This window comes from Pseudomonas sp. ASL3 (assembly GCF_056680425.1).
On sequence record NZ_CM155281.1, the window covers coordinates 4,079,119 to 4,096,155 of the forward strand.

At 59.9% G+C, this 17,037-nt stretch carries 17 protein-coding genes; 8 read left to right on the top strand and 9 right to left on the bottom strand.

Annotation, left to right across the window (positions count from 1 at the left end; genetic code table 11):
- Nucleotides 1–16: 16 nt before the first annotated feature.
- From dapE to AC1MEE_RS18945, 3 genes are all read left to right on the top strand, one after another.
- Nucleotides 17–1,168: a succinyl-diaminopimelate desuccinylase gene (dapE, locus tag AC1MEE_RS18935; RefSeq protein ID WP_480411115.1), complete on the top strand. Its 1,152-nt coding sequence runs from the start codon at nucleotides 17–19 to the stop codon at nucleotides 1,166–1,168.
- The gene (locus tag AC1MEE_RS18940; protein WP_480416271.1) at nucleotides 1,168–1,977 is read left to right on the top strand and encodes a putative RNA methyltransferase; all 810 of its coding nucleotides are present in this window, start codon (nucleotides 1,168–1,170) and stop codon (nucleotides 1,975–1,977) included. Before dapE ends, AC1MEE_RS18940 begins: the two co-directional genes overlap by 1 nt.
- An 82-nt stretch (nucleotides 1,978–2,059) precedes the next feature.
- Nucleotides 2,060–2,437 (top strand): hypothetical protein, encoded by a 378-nt coding sequence (locus tag AC1MEE_RS18945; protein ID WP_480411116.1) that lies wholly within the window; start codon nucleotides 2,060–2,062, stop codon nucleotides 2,435–2,437.
- Between the two features lie 127 nt (nucleotides 2,438–2,564).
- On the opposite strand, the gene AC1MEE_RS18950 is transcribed toward AC1MEE_RS18945, so the two are convergent.
- Complete coding sequence (locus AC1MEE_RS18950; RefSeq protein ID WP_480416272.1) at nucleotides 2,565–2,774, bottom strand: cold-shock protein; 210 nt, start codon at nucleotides 2,772–2,774, stop codon at nucleotides 2,565–2,567.
- A gap of 162 nt (nucleotides 2,775–2,936) precedes the next feature.
- On the opposite strand from AC1MEE_RS18950, the gene plsB reads away from it, so the two are divergent.
- From plsB to AC1MEE_RS18965, 3 genes are all read left to right on the top strand, one after another.
- Nucleotides 2,937–5,429 carry a glycerol-3-phosphate 1-O-acyltransferase PlsB gene (gene plsB / locus AC1MEE_RS18955; RefSeq protein ID WP_480411117.1) on the top strand — a complete coding sequence of 831 codons (2,493 nt, stop codon included), beginning with the start codon at nucleotides 2,937–2,939 and terminating at the stop codon, nucleotides 5,427–5,429.
- 63 nt (nucleotides 5,430–5,492) lie between these two features.
- On the top strand, nucleotides 5,493–5,897 hold the full coding sequence (locus AC1MEE_RS18960; protein WP_480411118.1) for a YbaY family lipoprotein: 405 nt from the start codon (nucleotides 5,493–5,495) through the stop codon (nucleotides 5,895–5,897).
- A 71-nt stretch (nucleotides 5,898–5,968) separates the two neighbouring features.
- Entirely contained in the window at nucleotides 5,969–6,658 is a 690-nt protein-coding gene (locus AC1MEE_RS18965; RefSeq protein ID WP_480411119.1) for a DUF4197 domain-containing protein, read from the top strand.
- A 41-nt stretch (nucleotides 6,659–6,699) separates the two neighbouring features.
- On the opposite strand, the gene AC1MEE_RS18970 is transcribed toward AC1MEE_RS18965, so the two are convergent.
- Complete coding sequence (locus tag AC1MEE_RS18970) at nucleotides 6,700–9,771, bottom strand: efflux RND transporter permease subunit (protein ID WP_480411120.1); 3,072 nt, start codon at nucleotides 9,769–9,771, stop codon at nucleotides 6,700–6,702.
- A 6-nt stretch (nucleotides 9,772–9,777) separates the two neighbouring features.
- Complete coding sequence (locus AC1MEE_RS18975) at nucleotides 9,778–10,878, bottom strand: efflux RND transporter periplasmic adaptor subunit (protein ID WP_480411121.1); 1,101 nt, start codon at nucleotides 10,876–10,878, stop codon at nucleotides 9,778–9,780.
- A 92-nt stretch (nucleotides 10,879–10,970) separates the two neighbouring features.
- Between AC1MEE_RS18975 and AC1MEE_RS18980 the strand changes: the two genes are divergently transcribed.
- Nucleotides 10,971–11,621, top strand: a complete 651-nt coding sequence (locus AC1MEE_RS18980; protein WP_480411122.1) for a TetR/AcrR family transcriptional regulator — start codon at nucleotides 10,971–10,973, stop codon at nucleotides 11,619–11,621.
- A 149-nt stretch (nucleotides 11,622–11,770) separates the two neighbouring features.
- On the opposite strand, the gene AC1MEE_RS18985 is transcribed toward AC1MEE_RS18980, so the two are convergent.
- Nucleotides 11,771–12,553, bottom strand: a complete 783-nt coding sequence (locus tag AC1MEE_RS18985) for a class I SAM-dependent methyltransferase (protein ID WP_480411123.1) — start codon at nucleotides 12,551–12,553, stop codon at nucleotides 11,771–11,773.
- A gap of 97 nt (nucleotides 12,554–12,650) precedes the next feature.
- Here AC1MEE_RS18985 and AC1MEE_RS18990 point away from each other — a divergent pair, with 97 nt between their 5' ends.
- Nucleotides 12,651–13,274 (top strand): energy transducer TonB, encoded by a 624-nt coding sequence (locus tag AC1MEE_RS18990; protein ID WP_480411124.1) that lies wholly within the window; start codon nucleotides 12,651–12,653, stop codon nucleotides 13,272–13,274.
- A 38-nt stretch (nucleotides 13,275–13,312) separates the two neighbouring features.
- Here the strand turns inward: AC1MEE_RS18990 and AC1MEE_RS18995 are convergent, their stop codons facing one another.
- From AC1MEE_RS18995 to adk, 5 genes are all read right to left on the bottom strand, one after another.
- Entirely contained in the window at nucleotides 13,313–14,143 is an 831-nt protein-coding gene (locus AC1MEE_RS18995) for an isocitrate lyase/PEP mutase family protein (protein WP_480411125.1), read from the bottom strand.
- 48 nt (nucleotides 14,144–14,191) lie between these two features.
- Nucleotides 14,192–15,061 carry a DUF72 domain-containing protein gene (locus tag AC1MEE_RS19000; protein ID WP_480411126.1) on the bottom strand — a complete coding sequence of 290 codons (870 nt, stop codon included), beginning with the start codon at nucleotides 15,059–15,061 and terminating at the stop codon, nucleotides 14,192–14,194.
- Complete coding sequence (locus AC1MEE_RS19005; RefSeq protein ID WP_480411127.1) at nucleotides 15,058–15,369, bottom strand: hypothetical protein; 312 nt, start codon at nucleotides 15,367–15,369, stop codon at nucleotides 15,058–15,060. Before AC1MEE_RS19005 ends, AC1MEE_RS19000 begins: the two co-directional genes overlap by 4 nt.
- Before the next feature lie 191 nt (nucleotides 15,370–15,560).
- A complete protein-coding gene (tsaB, locus tag AC1MEE_RS19010) occupies nucleotides 15,561–16,241 on the bottom strand; it encodes a tRNA (adenosine(37)-N6)-threonylcarbamoyltransferase complex dimerization subunit type 1 TsaB (RefSeq protein WP_480411128.1) in 681 nt (226 codons plus the stop codon).
- A gap of 101 nt (nucleotides 16,242–16,342) precedes the next feature.
- Nucleotides 16,343–16,990 carry an adenylate kinase gene (gene adk, locus AC1MEE_RS19015; protein WP_480411129.1) on the bottom strand — a complete coding sequence of 216 codons (648 nt, stop codon included), beginning with the start codon at nucleotides 16,988–16,990 and terminating at the stop codon, nucleotides 16,343–16,345.
- Nucleotides 16,991–17,037 lie beyond the last annotated feature (47 nt).

Consider the following 17,037-nt stretch of genomic DNA (forward strand, 5'->3'; position numbering starts at 1 on the left):
CTACCGGAGTCTATTCATGACGGCCCCAGCCGACCTTTCGCCCACTCTCCAACTCGCCTGCGACTTGATCCGTCGTCCATCGGTCACGCCGGTCGATGCCGACTGCCAGGCGGTGATGATGCAACGCCTGGGCGATGCCGGCTTTGCTCTGGAGCCGATGCGTATCGAGGATGTGGATAACTTCTGGGCCACCCATGGCAACCTCGAAGGCCCCGTGCTGTGCTTCGCCGGACACACCGACGTGGTGCCCACCGGCCCGGTACAGGCCTGGCAGAACGATCCGTTCAATGCGTTGATCGATGAACACGGCATGCTCTGCGGGCGTGGCGCGGCGGACATGAAAGGCAGCCTCGCGGCAATGCTGGTGGCGGCTGAGCGCTTTGTCGCCGATCACCCGGACCACAAAGGCAAGGTCGCGTTCCTGATCACCAGCGACGAAGAAGGTCCGGCACATCACGGCACCAAGGCGGTGGTCGAGCGTCTGGCCGCGCGTAAAGAGCGTCTGGACTGGTGCATCGTCGGCGAGCCGTCGAGTACCACGCTGGTGGGCGATGTGGTGAAAAATGGCCGTCGCGGCTCGTTGGGCGCCAAACTCACCGTACGCGGTGTCCAGGGCCATGTCGCCTACCCGCACCTGGCGAAAAACCCGATCCATCTGGCCACCCCCGCGCTGGCCGAACTGGCCGCCGAGCATTGGGACGATGGCAACGCGTTCTTCCCGCCAACCAGCTTTCAGATTTCCAACCTCAATTCAGGCACGGGCGCAACCAACGTCATCCCTGGCGAGTTGCTGGCAGTGTTCAACTTTCGCTTCTCTACCGAGTCCACCGTCGAAGGCCTGCAGCAGCGGGTCGCGACCATCCTCGACAAGCATGACCTGGACTGGCATGTGGAATGGGCCTTGTCCGGCCTGCCGTTCTTGACCGAACCGGGCGATCTGCTGGACGCGGTCTCGGCCAGCATCAAGGCCGTCACCGGCCGCGAAACCAAGGCATCGACCAGCGGCGGCACCTCGGATGGACGGTTTATCGCCACGATGGGGACGCAAGTGGTTGAACTGGGTCCGGTCAACGCCACGATCCATCAGGTCAATGAGCGTGTGCTGGCCAGTGATCTCGATGTACTGACCGAGATCTACTACCAGACGCTGGTCAAACTGCTCGCATGATGCTGACCTGCCCGATCTGCACAGCGGCGCTCAGCGCGGTCGATAACGGTGTGGTCTGCCCCGTGGGTCACCGCTTCGACCGAGCGCGCCAAGGCTATTTGAACCTGCTGCCGGTGCAACACAAAAACAGCCGCGACCCTGGTGACAATCAGGCCATGGTCGAAGCCCGCCGCGACTTTCTCAACGCCGGCCATTACGCACCGGTCGCCAAACGGCTGGCCGAACTGGCGGCAGAACGTGCCCCGGCACGCTGGCTGGATATCGGTTGTGGCGAGGGTTATTACACCGCACAAATTGCCGAGGCCCTGCCCGACGCTGACGGCTACGCGCTGGATATTTCCCGCGAAGCCGTCAAACGCGCCTGCCGGCGCGATCCGAAGCTGACCTGGTTGATCGCCAGCATGGCTCGCGTGCCATTGCCCGACGACAGCTGCCAGTTCCTTGCCAGCGTGTTCAGCCCGTTGGACTGGAACGAAGCCAAACGCCTGCTAAGCAAAGGCGGCGGCTTGATGCGCGTCGGTCCGACCAGCGAACACTTGATGGAGCTGCGCGAGCGGCTGTATGACGAAGTTCGCGATTATGCCGATGACAAACACCTGGCGTTGGTGCCGGAAGGCATGCAGTTGCAGCACAGCGAGACCCTGCGCTTCACCCTCAATCTGATCGACGCTCAGGCCCGCGCCAACCTGCTGGCCATGACACCCCACGGCTGGCGGGCCAGCGCCGAACGGCGGGCCAATGTCATCGAACAGCCGGAGCCCTTCGAAGTGACGGTCTCCATGCGTTACGATTATTTCGTGCTTCAATAAACCCCGAATCGACGCTGCTTTGCCCGTGTAGAGCAGCCGAATGAATCCGCGAATGGATTTTCCAATGAATAACGAGGCATCCATGCGCCAACCTGATATCGAGATTTACCTCAAAGACGCCGACGTCGATTACAAGTCCGTCGCCGCCTGGCTCAATGCAGCGCTAGGCCCGTGTACCGACTGGGTTCAGAAAGGTCAAACCTACAAATGCACCGCAGGTGGCGTTGCCGTGACCTGGCTGCCCAAAGCCGTCGGCAAATGGAACAGCCTGTACCTGGAAAGCGACAAGACGCCGTGGGACGACGACATCGCCTGCGCCCGCGCCGCCTTTGCCGCGCTGAACGTGGAAGTCCGCTGCGCACCGGGCACGTGGGTCGAAGAAGAAAGTGACGAAACCGCTGACCGCTGGATACGCATCAGCAGCGACGGCGAAGAAGAGATTGTCTGGCATACGAGCTGAGTCGCAGACCGCATCAAGCCATTCGCGAATAAATTCGCTCCCACAGGAATCGCGCCGTCCTGTAGGAGCGGGCTTGCCCGCGATGACGGTGTGCCTGACACACCGCGCCAACGCCTACAGTGGGTCCTTAAAGCCCCACCACATCCTCAGCCTGCAAGCCTTTCTGGCCGTCGACCAGGCCATATTCAACCTGCTGGCCTTCAGCCAGGGAGCGGTGCCCTTCACCACGGATCGCGCGGTAGTGGACGAATACGTCTCCACCATTTTCACGCTGGATGAAGCCGTAGCCCTTCGCGTCGTTGAACCACTTCACATTGCCCGTCTCACGTGCTGACATTGGATCGTTGCCCCATGTTTTATTATTGAACGGCCGAGTATAGGGCAGCATTAAAAACTGCGAAATCCACATAAACGGCGTCGTTTTTTGCCGATCCTGAGCATATACGGCACACTGTCGGCCCCGGGCAGCCGCTCATTTTCCCTATTCAGCAGAAGCCGTATGACCCGTTCTCCATTCCGCCGTCTTGTGTTTGGCACCTTGCGCCGACTGTTGTATCTCTGGGTTCGTTCGGAAACCATCAATCAGTCGTCCTTCACCCTCAACCTCGACCGCAGCCGCCCGGTGTTCTACGCACTGCAATCACCCTCATTGAGCGACCTTGCGGTGGTCGATACCGAGTGCCGCAAAGCCGGGCTGCCAAGGCCGATCCTGCCGGTTGCTGTGGGTAACTTGCTCGAACCTGCAGCGTTCTTCTACCTGACGCCCGAGCCCGACTGGCTGGGCCGGCAAGACAAACGCGGGGCGCCGCCCACCCTGGAACGGCTGGTCAGTGCTATCAGCCAGAACGCCAGCGAAGATGCGCAGATCATCCCGGTCAGCGTGTTCTGGGGTCAGTCGCCGGACAGCGAATCGAGCCCGTGGAAGCTGTTGTTCGCTGACAGCTGGGCGGTGACCGGGCGCCTACGCCGCTTGATCAGCATTCTGATTCTGGGCCGCAAGACCCGCGTGCAGTTTTCCGCGCCAGTGCATCTGCGCGAACTGATCGACGAAAACAAAGGCCACGAACGCACCCTGCGCATGACCCAACGCATCTTGCGCGTGCACTTCCGCAACCTGAAAACCGCAGTGATCGGTCCCGACCTGTCGCACCGTCGCACTCTGGTCAAGGGGCTGCTGGACGAGCCTCTGGTGAAGCAAGCGATTATCGAAGAGGCCGAGCGCGAGAAAATTTCGGAGAACAAAGCCCAGGCTCAGGCCCTGCGTTACGGCAATGAAATCGCGTCGGACTACAGCTATTCGGCGATCCGCTTTCTCGAAGTGGTGTTGAGCTGGTTCTGGAACAAGATTTACGACGGCATCAAGGTCAACCATATCGAAGGTGTACAGGCTGTCGCCCAGGGTCATGAAGTGATTTACGTGCCCTGCCATCGCAGCCACATCGATTACCTGCTGCTGTCCTACCTGCTGTTTCGCAACGGCCTGACACCGCCACACGTCGCCGCTGGCATCAACTTGAACATGCCGGTGATCGGCAGCCTGCTGCGCCGCGGCGGCGCTTTCTTCATGCGTCGCACGTTCAAGGGCAACCCGCTGTACAGCGCCGTGTTCAACGAGTACCTGCACACACTGTTCACCAAGGGTTTCCCGGTCGAATACTTCGTCGAAGGCGGCCGCTCGCGCACCGGGCGGATGCTACAACCCAAGACCGGCATGCTGGCGATCACCCTGCGCAGCTTCCTGCGCAACTCGCGGATGCCGATCGTATTCGTGCCGGTGTACATCGGTTACGAACGGGTACTCGAAGGCCGTACCTATCTGGGCGAACTGCGCGGCGCAAGTAAAAAGAAAGAATCGATCTTCGATATTTTCAAAGTGATAGGCGCACTCAAACAGCGCTTCGGCCAAGTGTCGGTCAACTTTGGCGAGCCGATCAAACTGGCTGAGTTCCTTGACCACGAACAACCGAACTGGCGCGAGCAGGAGCTGGGCCCGCAATACCGTCCCGGCTGGCTGAACGAAACCACTCACCGCCTTGGCGAACGCGTGGCCCAGCACCTGAACGAAGCAGCGGCGATCAACCCGGTCAATCTGGTGGCGCTGGCCTTGCTGTCCACCAACAAGCTGGCGCTGGACGATCAAGCCATGGCGCGGGTTCTGGACCTGTACCTGACCCTGCTGCGCCGTGTGCCGTATTCGCCGCACACCACGCTGCCCGAAGGCGATGGCAAAGCGCTGATCGAGTACGTGAAAAGCATGAACCTGCTGTCCGAGCAAAAGGACGCGTTGGGCAAAATCCTCTCTCTGGATGAGCAGAACGCGGTCCTGATGACTTATTACAGAAACAATATCTTGCACATTTTTGCCCTGCCCTCGCTGCTGGCCAGTTTCTTCCAGAGTTCATCACGAATGAGCCGTGAACAGGTCCTGCGCTACACCCGTGCGCTGTATCCGTACCTGCAATCGGAGCTGTTCATTCGCTGGCCGCTGGACGAGCTGGATGCGGTGATCGATCAGTGGCTCGAAGCCTTCGTCGAGCAAGGCCTGCTGCGCTTTGAAAACGATGTCTACCTGCGCCCGGCCCCGAGTTCGCGTCACTTCGTTTTGCTGACCCTACTGTCGCGGGCCATCGCCCAGACGCTGCAACGCTTCTATATGGCGATCTCGCTGCTGCTCAACAGTGGCCAGAACAGCATCAGCGCCGAACAGCTGGAGGATTTGTGTACGGTCATGGCGCAACGGCTGTCGATTCTGCATGGCCTCAACGCGCCGGAATTCTTCGATAAAAGCCTGTTCCGTCACTTCATCCAGACCTTGCTTGACCTCGACGTGTTGCGCAAAGACCTGGCGGGCAAGCTCAGCTATCACGAGTTGCTCGGCGAATTGGCTGAGGGCGCGGCGAAGCGTGTTTTGCCGGCCGAGATCCGCTTGTCGATCCGTCAGGTGGCCCTGCATCGCAACGAAGATGTAACAGAGGCTGACCCTGTCGGCTAAATCCGTTAAATTCCCCGTCGTTGGCGCCAGGCTTCTTCTGGCGCCACCGCTACGGAGATCCCGATGAAAAACCTCCCACTCCTGCTGCTGACCGCGCTACTCGGCGCCTGCAGTGCCTGGCACCCACCCACTACCACTCAAGCCAGCCTCGACGGCGAAGTGTTCTACCTGCAACGCATGGCCCTGCCACCCGCAGCGATCTTGACGGTCAGCCTGCAAGACGTCTCCCGCGCCGATGCGCCTGTGGTGGTGCTGGCCAGACAAAGCGGTCCGGTCAAAGGCCAGGTGCCATTGCCCTTCAACCTGGCATACGATCCGAAACAGGTGCAGGCCGGTCATCGTTATGCGGTCAGTGCCCACATCGAACTGGAAGGCAAGCTCCTGTTCATCAGCACCACCCAACACGGCGTACAGTTGGACGGTCAGGAGCCGCAACCGCTGCGCATTCGAGTGGACTCTGTTCAGTGATCAACCGGCGCGGGCTTATCAGCCAGCGCCGTCCGCTTTTCCAATCCGAACTCTTTGAAAAGGATGTTGCCATGCTCCGCCCTTCCGTTACCTTTGCCGGCCTGTGCGCGGGTCTGTTGTTGTCGGCCAACGTGTTCGCCCTGTCCTTGAGCGATCTGTCCCAATCGGACGCCACCGGAGGCCTCAAGGATGCACTGACCCAAGGTGCGCAAATCGCCGTCAAGCAACTGGGCACTCCAGGCGGCTTCAGCAATAACAAGGATGTGCGCATCGAACTGCCGGGCAGTCTCGGCAAAATCGCGAAGAAGATGAAGCAGTTCGGCATGGGGGATCAGGTTGACCAGTTGGAAGCCAGCATGAACCAGGCCGCTGAAGCCGCCGTGCCGCAAGCCCAGGCGCTGCTGGTCGATGCCGTGAAGAAGATGAGCGTGGCCGATGCCAAAGGCATCCTCAGCGGCGGTAATGATTCAGCCACCCAATACCTGAGCAAGACCAGCCGCGAACAGATCCGTCTCAAATTTCTGCCCATCGTCAAGCAAGCCACCGATAAAGTCGGCGTCGCGCAAAAATACAACGCCTTCGCTGGCCAGGCCGCCTCGCTGGGCGTCGTCGACACCAAAGATGCCAACATCGAAGGCTACGTGACCGAACAGGCTCTGAATGGCCTGTTCGAAATGATTGGTAAACAAGAAGCCAACATCCGCCAGAACCCCGCAGCCGCCGCGACCAGTTTGGCGAAGAAGGTGTTTGGGGCGCTGTAAGTCGCTGAACAGACGGAACAGAGTTGCCTAACACAGTCAACTCAACCTTCCACCTTCTTCACCCTGAACCACGCCGCATACAGCGCTGGCAGGAACAGCAGCGTCAGCGCTGTCGCCACAATCAGGCCGCCCATGATCGCCACGGCCATGGGGCCGAAAAACACGCTGCGTGACAACGGGATCATCGCCAGCACCGCCGCCAGTGCGGTGAGGACAATGGGTCTGAAGCGGCGTACGGTGGCTTCGATGATCGCTTGCCATTGATCCAGCCCGGCGGCGATGTCCTGTTCGATCTGGTCCACCAGAATCACCGAGTTGCGCATGATCATCCCGGACAAGGCGATGGTGCCAAGCATGGCAACGAAACCGAACGGCTGGCGGAAGACGATCAGGAACAAGGTCACGCCAATCAAGCCCAACGGTGCGGTGAGGAAGACCATGGCCGTGCGCGAGAAGCTGCGCAGTTGCACCATCAACAAGGTCAGGACTACCACGATGAACAGCGGCACGCCGGCTTTGACCGAGTTCTGCCCGCGCGCCGAGTCTTCGACCGTACCACCGACTTCCAGCAGATAGCCGTCCGGCAATTCGGCGCGTACGCCGTCCAGCGTCGGCAGGATTTCCTGGACCAGTGTCGCCGGTTGTTCCTTGCCATAGATATCAGCGCGGATGGTGACGTTTGGCAGACGGTTGCGGTGCCAGATAATGCCTTCTTCGAAGCCGTACTCCAGGGTCGCCACCTGGGACAACGCCACGCTGGTACCGTTGCTGGTCGGGATCGCCAGGCTTGGCAGCGACGCAAGATCCTTGCGCTCCTGCTGGGTGCCACGCAACAGGATCTCGATCAGTTCATCGTCCTCGCGGTACTGGCTGACGCTGGAACCGGTCAACGAGCTTTGCAGGAATCGCGACAAGTCCGCCGTACTCACACCCAGCGCCCGCGCCCGATCCTGATCGACGTTGAGGTGCACGACCTTGCTAGGCTCCTCCCAGTCCAGATGAACGTTGGACACATGCGGGTTTTCGCGAACCTTGTCCGCAACCTTGCGTGCCAGGGCGCGGACTTCTTCGATGTGTTCGCCGGAGACCCTGAACTGCACCGGATAGCCCACGGGGGGGCCGTTTTCCAAGCGTGTAACCCGGGGGCGCAGGGTCGGGAATTGCTCGTTGAGGGTGTCGATCAACCAGGTGCGCAAGACTTCGCGGTCTTCGATGGTTTTTGCCAGCACCACGAACTGCGCGAAGCTGGCGGCAGGCAACTGTTGATCCAGCGGCAGGTAGAAACGCGGCGAACCGGTGCCGACATAGGCCACATAGTTATCGATGCCCGGATGATCCTTGAGCATCTGCTCCAGCCGTTTGACCTGATCGGCGGTGTTGCTCAGCGATGCGCCTTCGGCCAGTTTCAGATCCACCATCAACTCCAGTCGCCCGGAAGCCGGGAAAAACTGTTGCGGCACGAAACGGAACATCACCACCGACAGCACGAACAGGCCAATGGTCAGCACCAGCACGGTTTTACGTCGACGTACGCACCAGCCTACCAAACGCCGCACGCGTTGATAGAAAGGCGTGCCGTAAGGGTCCGGTGCACCCGCGCCCGTGCCATGTTTGGCGGCGTGGATTTTCGCCAGATCCGGCAGCAGCCGCTCGCCCAGATAGGGCACGAACACCACCGCTGCGACCCAGGACGCCAGCAAGGCGATGGTCACCACCTGGAAGATCGAGCGGGTGTATTCCCCAGTGCTCGATTGCGCCGTGGCAATCGGCAAAAAGCCCGCCGCCGTGATCAGCGTCCCTGTGAGCATCGGGAACGCGGTGCTGGTCCAGGCGAAACTGGCGGCCTTGAACCGGTCATAACCCTGCTCCATTTTGATCGCCATCATCTCCACGGCAATGATCGCGTCATCCACCAACAAGCCCAACGCCAGCACCAACGCGCCGAGGGAGATCTTGTGCAGGCCGATCCCCAGGTAATACATGCAGGCGAAGGTCATGGCCAGCACCAGCGGAATCGTCAGGGCGACGACCAGCCCAGTGCGCATGCCGAGGGAGAAAAAGCTCACCAGCAGCACGATGCCCAGCGCCTCTGTCAGTACCTGAACGAACTCGCCGACTCCGGTTTTCACTGCCGCCGGTTGATCCGACACCTTGCGCAACTGCATACCGGCCGGCAGGTTTTCCTGCACATGGGCAAACGCTTCTTCAAGAGCGTGCCCCAACACCAGGATGTCGCCGCCGTCTTTCATCGCCACCGCCAGACCGATCGCATCCTCACCCATAAAGCGCATACGCGGCGCGGGCGGGTCGTTGAAGCCGCGATGAACCTCGGCCACGTCGCTGATGCGGAACGTGCGATCACCCACACGAATCGAGAAGTTCTTGATCTCGTCCACGGACTGGAAACGACCGGTCACGCGCAGTTGAATGCGCTCACTCGGCGTCTCGAAAAAACCTGCGGCGGACACCGCGTTCTGATCTTCCAGGGCTTGCTGCACCACCTGCAACGGCAGCCCGAGGGTCGCCAGTTTCAGGTTCGACAGCTCGATCCAGATCTTCTCGTCCTGCAACCCCAGCAGATCGATCTTGCCCACGTCCTTGACCCGCTGCAGCTGAATCTGCACGCGATCTGCGTAGTGTTTGAGCACCGCGTAGTCGAAGCCTTCGCCAGTGAGCGCATAGATATTGCCGTAGGTGGTACCGAACTCGTCGTTGAAGAACGGCCCCTGAATACCCGGCGGCAAAGTCTGGCGGATGTCGCCTATTTTCTTGCGCACCTGATACCAGAGATCGGGAACCTGCGCTGAATGCATAGCGTCGCGCGCCATAAACGTCACCTGAGACTCGCCGGGGCGCGAGAACGAGACGATGCGCTCGTACTCACCGGTTTCCATCAGTTTCTTTTCGATGCGATCCGTCACCTGCCGCGCCACTTCCTCGGCACTGGCACCGGGCCAAAGGGTGCGAACGACCATCGCCTTGAAGGTAAACGGCGGATCTTCACTCTGGCCGAGCTTGGTGTAGGAAAGTGCGCCGACAACCGCCAGCAACAACATCAAAAACAGGACGATCTGGCGGTTGCGCAGTGCCCATTCGGAAAGGTTGAAACGCATCCGGGCCTACTCCTTCGCCGCCAGTTTCACTTCCCGATTGCTGCGATCCACCGGGCGGATCTTCTCGCCCTCGTGCAGCACATGTACACCTGCGGCTACCACCCAATCCGTGGCCTTGAGGCCTTCAAGAACAGGCACGGAGTCCTGGCCATAGGCCGAGATTCGAACCGGGGTGCGCTTGAGCGTGTTGTCGGCATCGACCCGCCATACATAGGTGGCGCCGTTCTCGGCACTCAACGCCGACAGCGGCACCGACAAGGCCACGGTTTGCTCGGTCTGAATGAACACTCGCGCGCTCTGGCCCAGTTCGGCGGGCACTTTGCCACCCGCGAAGGCAATCCGCGCAGCGAAGGTGCGCGAGCGCGGATCGGCTGACGGTGACAACTCGCGGATGCGACCGGGGAAGCGCTGATCCGGTTGCGTCCACAATTCGACTGCGACCGGCTGACCGATCTTGAAACGTCCGAAGTTCTGTTCCGGCAGGCTAATCGAGACTTCACGCTCGCCATCGGCAGCCAAGGTGAATACGGTCTGCCCTGCGGCCACGACTTGACCGACTTCCACCAGACGCCGGGCGATCACGCCGTCTTGCGGGGCACGCAGCACTGCGTAGCCAGCCTGATTATCGGCGACGCTGAATTCGGCCTTGATCTGTTTGAGCCGCGCTTCACCGGAGCGGAACAGGTTTTCGGCATTGTCGAACTGCGAACGGCTGACCAGTTGCCGTTCCATCAAGGTCTTATAGCGATCACGTTCGGCGCGGACCATTTGCAGATTCGCTTCGGCGGCAGCCACTTGAGCGCGGGTCGCCTCCAGTTGCAGGCGTACATCCTGCGGGTCCAGTTCGGCCAACGGTTGGTTGGCCTTGACCCGCTCACCCTCCTCCACCAGCCGTTTGCTCACCTTGCCCGCAATACGAAACGCCAGATCCGGCTCGAACCGCGCGCGCACTTCACCAGGATAACTGTCCATCGACTGTGAGGAAGGCTGCGGCTGGACGACCATTGCCGGGCGCACGCTGGTCTGAACCGACTCTTCATGACCACAGGCAGCCAGTAACAACACCAGGCTGATCGGCAGGGTAAAGGACAAGGCATCGCGAAACATGGTGATGGACCTTTGGCAAAGGATGCTTTAATTGTTGTACTGACGCGTATAGTAAGAAATACCAAACTCACCAGTCCACTATTAAAACGAAGATGCCTGATAATTCATTAGCCCCCACCGCATTAAGTACTTCCGGCCCTGGCCGCCCCAAAGATCTGGCAAAACGCCAGGCCATTCTCGACGCCGCAAAAAACCTGTTCCTGCGCAATGGCTATGCCACTACCAGCATGGACGCCGTAGCAGCTGAGGCCGGGGTTTCGAAATTGACGGTTTACAGTCATTTCAACGACAAAGAGACGTTGTTCTCCGCCGCCGTGGTGGCGCGCTGTGAGGAGCAACTGCCTGAGCTGTTCTTCGAAATACCCCACGGCACACCCGTGAAGGCCATGCTGACGAACATCGGCCTTGGCTTTTATGCATTGATCAATAGCCCCGATTCATTGGAGCTGCATCGGCTGATGGTCGCGTCGGGGAATCAGGATCCCAAGCTGGCGCAGATTTTTTTCGAGGCAGGTCCCCAGCGAATCCTGCAAGAGATGGAGCGCTTTCTGACCCAGATCGACAAGGCCGGCAGCCTGAGCATCGACAACCCACGCATCGCTGCCGAGCACTTTTTGTGCTTGCTCAAGGGCACCTGTAATTTTCGCCTGCTGATCGGCTGCGGCGCCCAGCCGGATGAACAGGCCGCTCAGGAGCACGTTCAGGAAGTGGTGAGTTTTTTTATGCGGGCTTATCGGGTGTAGGGGACTGATTTGTTTTCAGCGCTTCATCGAAAATTAATCCGTCCCCGGTTTTAAGGTAGAGAGCTGAGGCCAGGGACAGATTGATTTTTCAAAGAGCGCGAAAAATAAAATCAGTCCCTTTGTGGCAGGCTTGCCTGCGAAAAGCGCTATCAGCCCTTCAACGCCTTCTTCGGGTAGATATCGTAGCGGCTGGATTTACCATCCAGCGCATAGCTCGGTTTCAGCCCTTCGATGCACGGTGCCTTGCGCGGGCGTTTGACCACCACACGGTGAGTGGCAAGCGCCAGCGCGGCTTCGAGCAGTGCCGGTGCGTCCATGTCATCGCCCACCAGCGGTCGGAACAGGCGCATTTCCTTTTTCACCAGCGCGGTTTTTTCCCGGTGTGGAAACATCGGGTCAAGGTAGATCACCTGCGGCGGTTCGCCTTCCCAAGCGCGGATCAGGTCGATGGAGTTGCCAGTGAGCAAGCGCATCTGCGCGATGATCTGCCCGACCTCACGATCCCGCAGGCCCCGGGCCAGGCCGTCTTCGAGCAAGGCCGCGATGATCGGCTGACGTTCGATCAGGCTTATTTCGCAGCCAAGGCTCGCCAACACGAACGCATCCTTGCCCAACCCCGCCGTCGCATCCAGCACCCGTGGCCGCACGCCGGGCTGAATGCCGACCGCTTTGGCGATCATCTGCCCGGTACCGCCGCCGAACAAACGTCGATGAGCCGTAGCGCCTTCGACAAAATCGACTCGCACCGGGCCCGAAGTGTCGGCGCCCAGTTGCTGCAACTGCAAACCGTCGTCAGTCACTTGCAGGGCGAATTCAGCTTCAGCGTCCTGTAACGGCAGGCCAAGACGTTGCGCCCAGTGCTCCGCTTGCGCTTGTCCATTGCTCGTCAGGGTTTCGACCCGGATACGGCTGCCCGTTTGTTGCTCACTCATTTGCCCACACGCTCAACTATTTTTTAATGATCGGCGACATTGGCCGATAACGAGAATATCCGGCATTTTGCCAGAGCCGGACGGTCAACTGAGCGCTATGTCAGATATTGAACCCTCACCGATAGGCTATTTGTCGCACGCAGGCGACTACAGCCTTCAAAACTCCCGAGCCTTGAGCGGCGTCACCCAGCTCTGGTCGGATGCGTTCGCTCGCGCAATGGCCGAGCAAATCGGTGACAAACCCAGTGCTTCGACTGAGCTCAGCACGGTTGCGGCAGATCCCACCACCGGTGAACCGCTGGGTGGCACCAACGCTCTTGGCCAGATCGTCGACCAGCGCCAGTTACCGGTCGCAGGCGTTAGTCGCACCCCGCCCGAGCCCTTGCACCTGCCGATCGCCGAGTTCGAACTCGACCTGTTGCCCAAGCCGGCCGAGCCGTTCAGTGTCGGCGACATGATCGCGCAACAGCGGCAGCTGAATTTCGACAGCGGCTGGGTCCGTCCACTGGTGCTCCATCCCCCACAACCGAATGCAGACCCTGACCAAGGCCCACAACCGCGTCCGCTGCATCTGCCGATCGCCGAGTTCGAGTGGGAGCTGGCAGACAAACCTGCCCTGCCCCTCGAGTCGGCGACCATCGTCGCGCAGCAACGCCAGTTTGACTACGAAAACGGCTGGGCGCGGCCATTGATTCTGCAAAACCTGCGCATGGCGGCCTAAGCGCCGACCATCACCCAGCACACTGATTCGTCGGACCGTTACGCTCGGAACAGATTGTTGAGTCGAGCCGAGGGCATCGCCTGTTCGCTATAGCTGAAGGTGCCTTGCCGGCTGATTTCTTCGGCTGCACGATAAAAGCTACCCAAGGCCGCACGCGCCAGGGACCCGCCGACACTGATCCGCTTGACCCCACAGGCGCTCAAATCAGCGACCGAGAGCGTCACGCCGCTCAGCCCCATGACCACATTGACCGGCCTCGGGGCCACCGCGCGAACCACCGCGATGATTTCCTCTCGTGTACGTAGCCCCGGCGCGAATAACACGTCGGCACCGGCTTCGGCGTAGGCTTCAAGGCGACGCAGGGTGTCAGAAAAGTCCAGACGACCGTGCAGCAAATTCTCGGCGCGAGCGGTGAGCATGAAGGGGAATGGCAGACTGCGCGCTGCTGCGACGGCGGTCTTGACCCGCTCCACAGACAACTCGAAGTCATAAATCGGATCATCAGCGCGGCCAGTGGCGTCTTCAATCGAGCCACCGACGATGCCCAATGCAGCGGCTTTGAGAATGGTATCAGCGCAGCCTTCGGGACTGTCGGCAAAACAATTTTCCAGGTCGGCAGCCACTGGCAATCCCGTGGCGTTGACGATCGCGGCAACGTTATCCAATGTTTCCTGACGGCTGATTGCACCTTCTCCATCGGCACGACCCAACGCGAAGGCCAGACCGGCGCTGGTAGTGGCCAACGCTTCGAATCCCAGCGCGGCAAGCATTTTGGCCGAGCCTGCATCCCAAGGGTTGGGGATGACAAACGCGCTCTCACGCTCATGCAGGGACTTGAACAGTTGGGCACGAAGTAACTGCGATTCCATTTGCACACTCCTTGGAAATTGACCTGTTGTCGGTCAGGACTGTCGACCTTACAGCAAGCCCAGTTGCTGCGCGACAGGGGCTCTTTCCAAGGTTGCCAACTCAGGCAATCCCGGCAGGCGAGCCATCAATTGCTGGTGAAAGCGCCGAGCCAGGTCGGGGGCCTGGATATTGTCGGGGGTGTGCAGAAACACATAAGGCGTGCGCCCTTCCTCAATCCAGCCAGCGACCTTTTCCACCCACGGCATGAGAAACGGATCATTGGCTTCCAACAGTGGATGGCCAATGAAGCGCACCTGGGGGAACTGCGTCAGGGCTGCCGGGCGTGGCGGGACTTTGGGCTTTTTCGATTGCGCGTGCAGTACGGCCGGATCGGTCGAGACGCAACTGAACAGCGCCCGGGGATCAAGACAGATGCGCTCCACGCCCCGGTCCAGAAGCAATCGATTGAGCATCCGCTCTTCATCGCCCTTGGCAAAAAACGCTGGATGGCGGACCTCGACCGCCAGCGGGCGCTCAAGAGCATCGATAAAACTGGCCAACTCGGCCAGGCGCAGGGGCGCGAAACTGGCGGGCAATTGCAACCACAGCGGTGCTACTCGCTGGCCCAGCGGCGCGAGTAACTGGATAAAGTCTTCAGCGGCGTGCAACTGTTGGCGCAGGTCACCGCCATGGCTGATATCGCGGTGGAATTTGGCGGTGAAGCGAAAGTGTTCAGGCAGGCTTTGTGCCCAGCGCTGGACGATGACCGGCGAGGGCCGCGCATAAAACGTGGTGTTGCCTTCGACAGCGTTGAACACCTGCGCGTACAGACCGAGAAAATCATTGGGCCGGGCACTTTCGGGGTACAACGACTCACGCCAGGCGTTTTCACTCCAGGACGGACAACCGAGGTAATACGGGAGGCGGTGAGAATTCAAATGTGAACGTCGAGGCCCAGCACTTCCATATCCCAATCGACAAAACTGGCCGTGGTGAGATAACTGGCCAGTGCATGGGCGACGCGATTGCTGACGGATCGGGGGAAAATCATGTCCTGCTGACGGGCCGGAACATTGGCCGTAGGACCTGCCTGAGAACTTTGCGCGCGGGAAGCATTGGCGGGCACTTGGGACGGAACGTCGATCTCGCTGTCCACTTCCTCGAAGGAACCCTCAACTGTCGCAGGGCCTTTGCGAGGCTTGCGCTTTATGGGGTAGGAGCGTGATGAGGATCCGTCTATGCGCATCGATGCGTACTCGGCGTCTTGTAGTGGCAATTTAGCAGTACGGACAACACTTAACAAATGCCCGAATGTTAACTAGACCACAGATCCCACAAAAGGTTTTAAAACACCAATTGAATGTTGCGATTTGATAGAAGCGTTCCGTCAGACAAATAGCGTCAATCTATTCGCAGGCAAGCCTGCGAAGCTTTGCTTCAGACTGGCCGCGCTTTCGGCGTCGCTACTTTATCGCGCAAGTAAACCGGCTGCGCGTCGTCAGCGACAATGGCTTCGCCGCGATGCCAGGCGAAGGTCGCCAGCGTCAGTAAATCCTGTGCGTGGGGCAGCATTCCAGCGTCCTGGCCTGCCAGCTTGACCTTGATCCGCTCGGCATACCCCCAACCGGTGCCGGCGCCAAACCATTCGCCGGTGGCATCCGCCGGCAAAGCGGCCTGCTCCGGCGGCAATACCGCTTCAGCACCGGTCAGGCGCATTTCACCGGCGGCTTCGCGATAGCAGCCCCAATACACTTCATCCATGCGCGCATCGATGGCGGCGGCGACTTGTCGGGCGCCGTGTTCACGAAAAGCGCGTTGCGCCAACACCGCCAGATTCGACACCGGCAACACCGGGCGATCCAGCGCGAAGGCCAAGCCCTGAACCACACCAATCGCGATCCGCACCCCGGTAAAGGCGCCAGGACCACGACCAAAGGCGATGGCATCGACGGCAGACAACGCAATCCCCGCCTCGGCCAGCAGATCCTTGATCATCGGCAGCAGGCGCTGGGCATGCAGACGCGGAATCACCTCATAGTGACTCAGCACCTTGCCATCGTGCAGCAAGGCGACGGAGCAGGCTTCAGTGGCGGTATCCAGGGCCAGCAAGGTGGTCATCGATGGTTCCATTTTTTGAATAAAGGTGGCGTGAAAAAAGTGCCGCATTATAAACAACTACGGCCCGCAAGCGGGCCGTAGTTCATCACCGGAAAAGCGTATCAGCTGAACGCAGCCAACACCTTGGCGGTGATCTCTTCAACTGAACCGACGCCTTCGATATGGCTGCACTTTGGCTTGCCATTCTCGGTGCTGAGTTCGCTATAGAACGCTACCAGCGGCTTGGTCTGAGCGTGGTAGACCTCCAGACGATGACGCACAGTGGCTTCGACGTCGTCTTTACGCTGAACCAGTGGCTCGCCGGTGACGTCGTCCACGCCTTCAACCTTTGGCGGGTTGTAGATCACGTGGTAAACGCGGCCGGAGCCTTCGTGTACACGACGACCGGAAATGCGTTTGACGATCTCTTCGTCGTCGACCGCGATTTCGACCACGTTGTCGATTTCCAGGCCAGCTTTGAGCAAGGCTTCAGCTTGGGGGATAGTGCGGGGAAAGCCGTCGAACAGCACGCCATTGGCGCAATCAGGCTGTGCAAGACGATCCTTGATCAAGCCGATAATCAAGTCATCGGAGACCAGACCACCGCTGTCCATGACGCTCTTGGCCTTCAAGCCAAGGTCGGTACCGGCCTTGACCGCTGCGCGCAGCATGTCACCCGTGGAAATTTGCGGGATGCCGAATTTTTCGGTGATGAATTTTGCCTGAGTACCTTTACCGGCCCCGGGAGCTCCCAGCAGAATGACGCGCATCGATGTGCTCCTCAATTTTTATATGGATATCGTCAGATTCGCCTCGT

Bases quoted from the DNA above. Each gene is read 5' to 3' on its own strand.
- AC1MEE_RS18965 (WP_480411119.1), top strand. From the start codon at position 5,969: ATGCTCCGCCCTTCCGTTACCTTTGCCGGCCTGTGCGCGGGTCTGTTG.
- AC1MEE_RS18940 (WP_480416271.1), top strand. From the start codon at position 1,168: ATGCTGACCTGCCCGATCTGCACAGCGGCGCTCAGCGCGGTCGATAAC.
- plsB (WP_480411117.1), top strand. From the start codon at position 2,937: ATGACCCGTTCTCCATTCCGCCGTCTTGTGTTTGGCACCTTGCGCCGA.
- AC1MEE_RS18960 (WP_480411118.1), top strand. From the start codon at position 5,493: ATGAAAAACCTCCCACTCCTGCTGCTGACCGCGCTACTCGGCGCCTGC.
- adk (WP_480411129.1), bottom strand. From the start codon at position 16,990: ATGCGCGTCATTCTGCTGGGAGCTCCCGGGGCCGGTAAAGGTACTCAG.
- AC1MEE_RS18990 (WP_480411124.1), top strand. From the start codon at position 12,651: ATGTCAGATATTGAACCCTCACCGATAGGCTATTTGTCGCACGCAGGC.
- AC1MEE_RS18970 (WP_480411120.1), bottom strand. From the start codon at position 9,771: ATGCGTTTCAACCTTTCCGAATGGGCACTGCGCAACCGCCAGATCGTC.
- AC1MEE_RS18995 (WP_480411125.1), bottom strand. From the start codon at position 14,143: ATGGAATCGCAGTTACTTCGTGCCCAACTGTTCAAGTCCCTGCATGAG.
- AC1MEE_RS18950 (WP_480416272.1), bottom strand. From the start codon at position 2,774: ATGTCAGCACGTGAGACGGGCAATGTGAAGTGGTTCAACGACGCGAAG.
- AC1MEE_RS18975 (WP_480411121.1), bottom strand. From the start codon at position 10,878: ATGTTTCGCGATGCCTTGTCCTTTACCCTGCCGATCAGCCTGGTGTTG.
- AC1MEE_RS18985 (WP_480411123.1), bottom strand. From the start codon at position 12,553: ATGAGTGAGCAACAAACGGGCAGCCGTATCCGGGTCGAAACCCTGACG.
- dapE (WP_480411115.1), top strand. From the start codon at position 17: ATGACGGCCCCAGCCGACCTTTCGCCCACTCTCCAACTCGCCTGCGAC.
- AC1MEE_RS18945 (WP_480411116.1), top strand. From the start codon at position 2,060: ATGCGCCAACCTGATATCGAGATTTACCTCAAAGACGCCGACGTCGAT.
- tsaB (WP_480411128.1), bottom strand. From the start codon at position 16,241: ATGACCACCTTGCTGGCCCTGGATACCGCCACTGAAGCCTGCTCCGTC.
- AC1MEE_RS18980 (WP_480411122.1), top strand. From the start codon at position 10,971: ATGCCTGATAATTCATTAGCCCCCACCGCATTAAGTACTTCCGGCCCT.
- AC1MEE_RS19005 (WP_480411127.1), bottom strand. From the start codon at position 15,369: ATGCGCATAGACGGATCCTCATCACGCTCCTACCCCATAAAGCGCAAG.